8 protein-coding genes are annotated in these 7,724 nt (G+C 61.0%); 7 read left to right on the top strand and 1 reads right to left on the bottom strand.

Translation table 11 applies throughout. The features are described 5' to 3' along the window. The 7 genes from Q368_RS0122420 to Q368_RS0122390 form a co-directional block, all read left to right on the top strand. A partial coding sequence (locus Q368_RS0122420; RefSeq protein ID WP_211249805.1) for a hypothetical protein occupies positions 1-465 on the top strand: 465 nt, incomplete at its 5' end. Positions 466-519: 54 nt separating this feature from the next. Continuing rightward, complete coding sequence (locus tag Q368_RS0122415) at positions 520-966, top strand: DUF5681 domain-containing protein (RefSeq protein WP_029461246.1); 447 nt, start codon at positions 520-522, stop codon at positions 964-966. A gap of 3 nt (positions 967-969) precedes the next feature. Continuing rightward, positions 970-1,347 carry a hypothetical protein gene (locus Q368_RS0122410; RefSeq protein WP_029461245.1) on the top strand — a complete coding sequence of 126 codons (378 nt, stop codon included), beginning with the start codon at positions 970-972 and terminating at the stop codon, positions 1,345-1,347. Between the two features lies 1 nt (position 1,348). Next, the gene (locus tag Q368_RS0122405) at positions 1,349-1,576 is read left to right on the top strand and encodes a hypothetical protein (RefSeq protein ID WP_029461244.1); all 228 of its coding nucleotides are present in this window, start codon (positions 1,349-1,351) and stop codon (positions 1,574-1,576) included. A 42-nt stretch (positions 1,577-1,618) separates the two neighbouring features. Next, positions 1,619-2,695, top strand: coding sequence for a hypothetical protein (locus tag Q368_RS0122400; RefSeq protein ID WP_029461243.1), 1,077 nt, complete (start codon positions 1,619-1,621; stop codon positions 2,693-2,695). Between the two features lie 8 nt (positions 2,696-2,703). Then, positions 2,704-4,695, top strand: coding sequence for a hypothetical protein (locus Q368_RS24265; RefSeq protein WP_052360361.1), 1,992 nt, complete (start codon positions 2,704-2,706; stop codon positions 4,693-4,695). 5 nt (positions 4,696-4,700) lie between these two features. After that, positions 4,701-6,662 carry a hypothetical protein gene (locus tag Q368_RS0122390; protein ID WP_029461241.1) on the top strand — a complete coding sequence of 654 codons (1,962 nt, stop codon included), beginning with the start codon at positions 4,701-4,703 and terminating at the stop codon, positions 6,660-6,662. A gap of 15 nt (positions 6,663-6,677) precedes the next feature. On the opposite strand, the gene Q368_RS0122385 is transcribed toward Q368_RS0122390, so the two are convergent. Continuing rightward, positions 6,678-7,082 (bottom strand): KilA-N domain-containing protein, encoded by a 405-nt coding sequence (locus Q368_RS0122385; protein WP_029461240.1) that lies wholly within the window; start codon positions 7,080-7,082, stop codon positions 6,678-6,680. Positions 7,083-7,724: the final 642 nt, after the last annotated feature.

Raw genomic sequence — 7,724 nt, 5'->3', positions numbered from 1 at the left:
CCAGGTGAAATGGCCAAGTTGTATTTGACCGGCGACGATAAGGCTGCGCGTAAGCTGGTTGACGCCAATTCCGAGATTTCCGAACGCCGGCACCGCGTAATGGCCGCACTGGATGGCTTGCGCCGGGCTGAGGCCGAAGTGGGTCGGGTCGTCGGCACATACGAGCTTCACGAGCGACGTGTTCACGAGTTCGAAGAGGCGAAGGCGGCCCTTGCCGCTTTGGCCGCACGCCGGGATGAGTTCGACGCCCGCATGGAGATGGCCGTGGGCAATATCGAAAAGCGGCGTATTGTCGAGCAATACCGGGATGTCCGCCAGCTTGCCAAACGCACCTACGCCGCCCGCCGTCTGGCCGCCGCGCTGGGCGATGTCGAGGGTTTTGACGTGTTCTGCGGGCAAATCGGCGTCGAGGTGGTGGCCAAAAACCCGACCCATTTCATCATGGGCAGCCGGTACGTCAACTAGACCTGTTGGCGGCTGCTCTTCGGGGTGGCCGCCTTCCTGCCGGGGGCGGAAACGATGCCTGAAAATTCAGAGCCCAAGCACAGAAAAGTGCCCAAGACCGCATGGCCAAAAGGCGTTTCGGGCAACCCATCCGGGAAGCCGCGTGGAGCGAAGAATCATGCGACCCGCATGGTGCAGGCCCTCTTGGACTCCCGCGCCGAGGAGATCACGAACAAGGCGCTTGAGGTGGCTTTATCTGGCGATGGTCCGGTGCTGCGGGCGATCTTGGACAGATTGTGTCCTGCCAAGCGGGATGCCCCCGTGGCCCTCTCGCTCCCCCCGCTGAAATCCGCTTCCGACCTCCCCTCCGCGATGACCGCTATCCTTGAGTCCGTCGCCGCTGGCGAAGTGACCCCGAGCGAAGCCACCGCCCTTGCCGGGTTGGTCGAGACGCATCGCCGGGCGCTTGAGGCGTCCGAACTCGAAAAACGCATCGCCGCGCTTGAAGCGAACGGAGCCTAGCGCATGAGAAATCTTGAATCTCGATTGACCCGCCTGGAGGCTGCCTGTCCTGCCGGGCACGGGCTCGAATCTGCCCACGCCTTCGCCAGGACCGCCATGGAGATCAAGACCGGTCACGAGATCACGGACGGCCCGCTCCTGGATCGTCTGACCACCTGGGGCGCGGATCACGGCGTTTCCGTTAAGGGGCTCTTGGACAGGATGTCCCGGGTGGATCGGATGGCTTCCAACCTTGGCGGGGACGAGGCCGTGCCCGGGACCGGCGACTACACCGACATCTTCGGCAAGGGCGCGGATGAACTGCTGGCCATGCTCGACGCAGGGCGGGCAGATGAACGTGACCTGTTAACCTTGTACGGTTTTCAGCCCCAGGAGCAATAACATGAATTTGAAACGACGGTTAGAGGTCTTGGAGACCCGCGACGGGACATCCACACTCGGCGAATGCCTGGCCTTCGTGGATCAGCTCGGGCGAGACTTTCCCGATATCGCGCCGACCTCCCAGGAGGCCCGGCAACGGATGGCCGAGGGCGTGCAACGCCTCGGTGGCCCCCTAGCCTACATGCGCAACTTTCTTGCCGAGATCGACGGGGAGACCGCGCACCTGTAACCTGCAACACGGCAACAGGACGTTGCCAAGGAGGATGACAGGATGTCGTCCAATATGTTCGGCCAAATCGGCTCCATGTTTAACATGGCCGCCAACGGTTTCGACCCCTTCCAAAAGATTGATTTCCCCGACACAGGGACTTTTTGGGTTTCGCACGCCAACAAGGCGTCTACCCTGTCCAATCCTTATTCCGGCCTCTCCTACACCAGCCCTGGCGACTACAAACAGATGTCGCAGTGGTCTTCGTGGATCAACCCGAACCAGACCTACACCGGGCAATACAAAGACAACAACTATTCCATGGACACGGCGCAGTCCATGTACAAGCAGCCGAGCAACGGGGCGTGGGACAAGTACCAGTCCAATCTCCAGCAGCCCGGCGAGATTGCGGCGAAGAATGCCTACGATTCCGCCATGCAGGCCATCAAGGGCTCCATGGGCGGCAAGGGCATGTACGGCTCGTCCGTCATGAACCAGCAGGCCAACGATAAGGCTTACAAAACGTATTCTGACGCGCTCACGACCAACGCCGCCCAAGCCGCATCCCAGGCGCAGCAGGCCCGCGACTCGTCGAATCAATATCTGGCCAGCCTCGCGAACAACATTTACGGCACGCGCACGGGCGAGTGGAACAACCTCGCCAATCGGGAAACGCAAGTCGGGCTGGCACAAAATCAGTTCAATCAGTCGCAGGATCAGCAGAAATTGTCCGAGCTCGCGGCGCTCAATTCCTACAATCTTCAGAACGCCAACGCGCAGAACAATTGGAACATGACGCAGGCGCAGAACGAAGGAAACTGGAATTGGAACACGAACGCATATGACAATAATTTGCAGAAGTCGTGGTGGGATGGGTACTACATGCCCCAGATTTCCTGGGATCAGTCGGAACGCCAGAACTTGTTCAAGAACTACTTGACATGGTGGGACATGGGGAATCCGACTGAAGAAAACCTTATGCAGAATAAAGCCGCCAGCTACGCCGATCAAAGAAGCGGCGACGACAGCATAGGCGGTCTTCTGAAAGGCGGCATGGGCCTGCTCGGGACGATTGGCGGCTGGGGAACGGGTGGCGGAAACACGGTTGGCGGCAGCATCTTGAAATCCATCTTCGGGTAGGGGGAAGTATGCCTAAGCGTAACATTTGGGACGACATCGGGGCTGGGCTGCTCTCCTTTGGACAGAACCTGACCGCCGGGATGAATCGTGCGCAAGAACAATACATGGCCGAGCAGCGGTTAGTCCTGGCTCAGAAAGAGGCAGATGCTGCAAACGCTTATCGCCAAGCGCAAATGGGTCAGATGCAGCACCAGCAGGCCCGGCAGGATAAAACCGACTGGCAGTCCGATTATGACCGGGGCATGAAGCAGAGTGCCAACAACTACTTGAACGGTGTTCTTACTGGACAGAACCCGGCGACACCTGATGCCTCGGTCTACGGCTATATGGACCCGAATGTGCTTGCTGGCATTCAGCAGAAATCCCAGGATCAGGTTTGGACCAAGGGGTTGATGAATGCCATTGGGCGTATAACTGGCGGGCCAGGCCTGATGAATGGTCCAGGCGCGGCGACCCCTCCAGCGAATCCTACGACACAGCAGCCAGGCCCCACGTCCGACGCTGGTGCTATGCCCCCCGCGACGTCTTCTTCCGCCACTGCGGGAAATTCTCCGCAGGACCCTATTTGGAAGAGGAACTTCAATCCTGGGAACCTGCGCAATGTGAACGGTCAAGGCTTCCAGTCGTTCCCCGACATGCAGACCGGCTTGAACGCCATGACCTCGCAGTTGCGGCGCTACCAGAATACCTACGGGCTGAACACGGTTCGCGGTATTGTTTCCCGGTACGCGCCCTCGAACGAGAATAACACACCCCTGTATATTTCGCTGGTGTCGAACATGCTCGGCAAGGGACCTGACGATCCCTTGGACCTGAACGACCCGCAGACAGCCAAGGGCCTGACTTGGGCCATGGCGCACGTCGAGGGGAGCGGGAAGGCCCTGACCGACAACATGCTCAACACCGCCGCCGGGCTCGGGCGTTATCCTGGGCAGCCGGCGGGACAGGTCTTTGCCCAAAATGGCCCACAGGTCGTTTCCGACGCATCGGGCAGCCCGAGGACTCCCGGGACGGGAGGTGGCCAGCCCAGCGGGAATTATTGGGCCAATATGGCGACCGCCGTGGCTCCCTTCGTCGCCGCTCCCGGGAAAGCCGGAGAAGCGGCAAATCGCATTATTGGCATGGCCAAGAACATGACCGACCTGACGCAGCCCCAAAACGACATCGTGGAACGGCCTGACGGCACTTACATGGTGGATAAGCGGACGGGCCAGTATCGCAAGATCGAGGGGTTGCCGAGCAAGGATAACGGCGCTGCTTTCAGCGGCCAGGGGATGGAACAGCAGGCCATGTCCACGGTGTACGCCTTGGCCCCGAAGATTCAGGACGGCACGGCCTCGGACGAGGAAAAGCGCAAGTACCTTCTTTCGGAAACCTATCTCACGCAGCCGAAGGTCACGACGGACCCGGGCACGGGCGCACAGACGGTCATGCAGCTTGACTTGTCGCAGCTCGGTTTCCCGTCGCTCAAGCCACGGGCGCAAATGCCGACCCAACCGCAGGGACAGGCCCCGGGAGCCCAGAACTCCATGGGCAATGGTTACACGATGACGCAGACGGGGGACCGCAAGCCTCTGACGGCGCAGGAAACAGGCAAGATCAGCGGCGCGCAACTCAGCACCGGCTACGTGGACGAAGCTGAAAAGCGCCTTTTCCCGAATGGGAATTTCGATCCCGGCGTGGCCCTGAAAATGTTCCTCCCGCACTCTGATGCGGTGAATGTGCGCAATATGCTTCGGGAAGCCATCGGCTATTCGTTGTACTTGAAGACCGGCGCACAGGCGAACGAGAAGGAAGTGGACGAGCAGGAAAAGATCTATATGCCAAGCCCCTACGATTCTCCCCTGGTCGCCCGGTCCAAATTAACCAGGCTCAAGGCCTTCCTCGGCACGGCGCTCCAAAATGCCGGCCGTGGGCAGGTTCAGCAGCAACAGCAATCCCCCGGCGCTTGGAGCCAGCCCGTACAGCAGCAGGCCAACGACCCCTTGGGACTGAGGTAGCCACCATGAGCATGCAAGATATTAGGGAGCAGTACCCGCAGTATAGCGATCTGTCCGACGACCAGCTTTTGCAGGGCCTCCACCGCAATCACTACGCGGACATGCCGTACACGGCCTTCCTCGGCAAAGCCCTGGGGGAAGACCTCGACACCGGAACCGGCGCTCCCGCCCTGGTCCGTGCCGTGGTGGGCAAGGAATCCGATCCCGGCCGGCGCATGGCCATCATGTCCCGGCTCTACGGCCCCGAGACCTATGCCGCCGGGGATGACAACTTCGTCTATCGTGATCCCACTTCCAAGAAGCTGACCGTCTACAACCCCAAAGGCTTCGACGTGGGCGACGTGGCCAGCCTGGGTCGCGAGGCGGCACAACTCGGTACAGCTATCGCCACGGCTCCGGCAACGGCTACGGGTGTCGGTGCTGTCGGTTCCGCTGCCGCGACTGCTGCCGCTGGCCAAGGCTATGATTACCTGGCCGACGCGCTGCTCAACCGCTATTTGGCCTCCCAGGGCAAGGAGGAGGTGGGCTATAAACCCGCTTCGACTGCCGTCACCCAGGGGGCGCTTGATACCGGCCTCGGCTATCTTGGCGGGGCGGCCCTTTCCAAGGTGGGCGGGTTGCTCTCCCCGGTCAAGCAGGAGCTTTACGACGCCTGGCGGTCCCTCGGGAAAACGCCTCCGAGCGTGGGCTCGGTGTCGGACTCGGGCGCGGCGCACTTCCTTGAAAATGCCCTGGCCAATATGTGGGGCTCCTCCGGGGTGATGGGCAAGGCTGCCGAACGTGGTCGCACGGGACTCGGTGACGCCTTGGACGAGTTGTCCACGCGCATCGCTCCCAGTGCCCCACGTGGCGACGTGGCGCGGGAGACGCTTGGAAACAGCGTCCTGGACGCCGCCGATGCCAGCAGGCGCGCCTTCACCCGGGAGGCCGCCAACAGGGAAGCGCCCCTGTCCCAGGCCCTGGCGAACCAACCGGCTGACATCAACACCACCATCCAGTGGATCAATGACACTGCGGCCAGCCTTTCCCCGGGAATGGCGGATCAGTTTCTTGGGCGCATGACCCGCCTCATCGGCCCGGCCATGGACGACGCCGCCGCCGGGAACTTGAACTTCGGCTCCCTGTGGCAGGCGAAAAAGGACGTGGGCAAGCTCCTCAAGCCCTCGGCCACGGCCACCACGGATAATATCGACCGAGGCCTTCTCAAGCGAGTCAACGGGCTCTTGTCGTCCGACCTGGATGCCGCCGCATCTGCTGCCGGGCAGGGAAACGCCTGGACCGGGTTCAAGGACTGGTATTCGGTGGAGAAGACCGGCCGGGACGCCTTTGAAAAGCTCCTGCGCAACCGTCAGCCCGCATCGATCGGTACGTATTTCACTGATAGCAGGGTTCCTGGGGAAAGCCTCGATGCTGCCCGTGAAGTGCTCGGGCAGAATGCCTTCAACGACATCGCCGCCGGGCTCGTGGATCGTCTCGGCCAGGGGGCAGGGACCAGACAAGGGGAGTTTTCGCCATCGTCGTTCCTGACGAACTTTTCGGGCTCCAACAAGGGCATGTCCGACGAAGCCAAGGCGGCACTCCTAAACGGGCTTCCCGATCCCTACGACGCGGCCAACACCCTGGGAGCAATCGAAACGGCGTCCGAGGGACTGAAGAATGCCGGGACGTTTTACAACACCTCCCGCACCGCTCCGACCCTGGAGGGCATCCAGGCCGTCAAGGACGCCTTCCGGTTCCTGGCGCAGGGCGGGGCAGGTTATGCCGGCGGGGGGTTCCCCGGGCTTCTGAGCACCACCATCGGTCCGTGGGCGGCGGCCAAGGCCACGACCAGCCCGGCCGTAATCAAGGCCCTGGCCAGCAAGCCCTATCAATCCTTCTGGGAGGCTGTGGCGAACCCGAGCGGACCGCTTGCCGCCAGCTTCAAAACCGGACTGATGGACGTGCCGCGCGAGGTGGGCTTGTACTGAGGTGCGGGAGAACCGCTAGAACGACAGGGCCGGGGTGACTCGGCCCTTTTCCGTTGCCGCGCCTGTCGTGAAGATGGCGGATTCCTCCATGGCCATCCCGGGGTCGGCGTTGACGTAGCCCCGGAACACGGCGTTGGCGGCCATGTGCATTTCGGGGGAGAGCCATTTGGCGAAAGCCAAGGCCAATTGCCAATGGCCATAAGTCCCTACGCCTTTCTTCACTTTCAAGAGTGAGGATTTCCTCACTCCCTCTTTCTTGGCCAAGGCCTTGATGAGGTCTTGCACGCTCTCGGCCTCAAGCCACCGGCGTGGTTTCTTTTTTTCTCCTCCCCCATTCGCCTTCCACAAATCCGTGAGCGACACCATCTCGTCGTTGGTCTTAACGGCCTGCCCCAGGATATTGACCTTGGCTATATCCATGCTTCCTCCTTGCTGTTCTCGGGCCTAGAAGTAGGAGGTGGTCCAGGTGCTCGGCTGGGCAGAGATCGAAGCCGTCATCCGGGGAGATGGCATCCTGGCTTGCCACTATCCTTGAGGCAGCGCAGCGTATGAAGCGGTACAGTATTTTCTACGAATGCCAAGGAGAGTCGGTCTGCCCACCGACCGGCCATATCCGAACTGCCCGGCAGAAGACATGGGGATATTCAGTGTGAGAGCGCCAAAATGAAAAAGACCTTCGGGTAGCCATCCCAAAGGTCTCTTCAGAAAATGTGTTGTTCAGAGGAAGGATACTTTTCTCTAAGCAGGACGCGTGCCAAGTTGGAATCGTGTCGATATAGTAAGTAATATCAGTATGTTATTATGCAAAGTAGCGCCGTTGGCAGGCTGTCAGTCGTACAGCTTCCTGTACCTTGGCTGGCCCGCGCAGAATTCTGGGCAAAGGATTTGTACCGGTGGCGGCGCACATGCCGCTTCAACCGCCGGGATGCCGTCCCTAGTAGCCTTGGCAGCAGCGTCCGCCGTGTAACTGCCCGCCCCCACCTGGCGACAACGTGTTCGGCGAAAGACAGAATGTAGGTTCCCCCTCCCTCGAAGCCTCGGGCCTCCCCCCGGGGCTTTTTT

It is taken from the genome of Solidesulfovibrio alcoholivorans DSM 5433 (assembly GCF_000702665.1).
GTDB classification, from domain to species: Bacteria; Desulfobacterota; Desulfovibrionia; order Desulfovibrionales; family Desulfovibrionaceae; genus Solidesulfovibrio; species Solidesulfovibrio alcoholivorans.
The sequence above is the reverse complement of the archived record's forward strand: the minus strand, read 5'-3'. Positions and strand labels throughout refer to the sequence as shown.

Excerpts from the sequence above, each read along its gene's own strand:
- Q368_RS0122405 (WP_029461244.1), top strand. The coding sequence starts at position 1,349 with ATGAATTTGAAACGACGGTTAGAGGTCTTGGAGACCCGCGACGGGACA.
- Q368_RS24265 (WP_052360361.1), top strand. The coding sequence starts at position 2,704 with ATGCCTAAGCGTAACATTTGGGACGACATCGGGGCTGGGCTGCTCTCC.
- Q368_RS0122415 (WP_029461246.1), top strand. The coding sequence starts at position 520 with ATGCCTGAAAATTCAGAGCCCAAGCACAGAAAAGTGCCCAAGACCGCA.
- Q368_RS0122385 (WP_029461240.1), bottom strand. The coding sequence starts at position 7,082 with ATGGATATAGCCAAGGTCAATATCCTGGGGCAGGCCGTTAAGACCAAC.
- Q368_RS0122400 (WP_029461243.1), top strand. The coding sequence starts at position 1,619 with ATGTCGTCCAATATGTTCGGCCAAATCGGCTCCATGTTTAACATGGCC.
- Q368_RS0122390 (WP_029461241.1), top strand. The coding sequence starts at position 4,701 with ATGAGCATGCAAGATATTAGGGAGCAGTACCCGCAGTATAGCGATCTG.
- Q368_RS0122410 (WP_029461245.1), top strand. The coding sequence starts at position 970 with ATGAGAAATCTTGAATCTCGATTGACCCGCCTGGAGGCTGCCTGTCCT.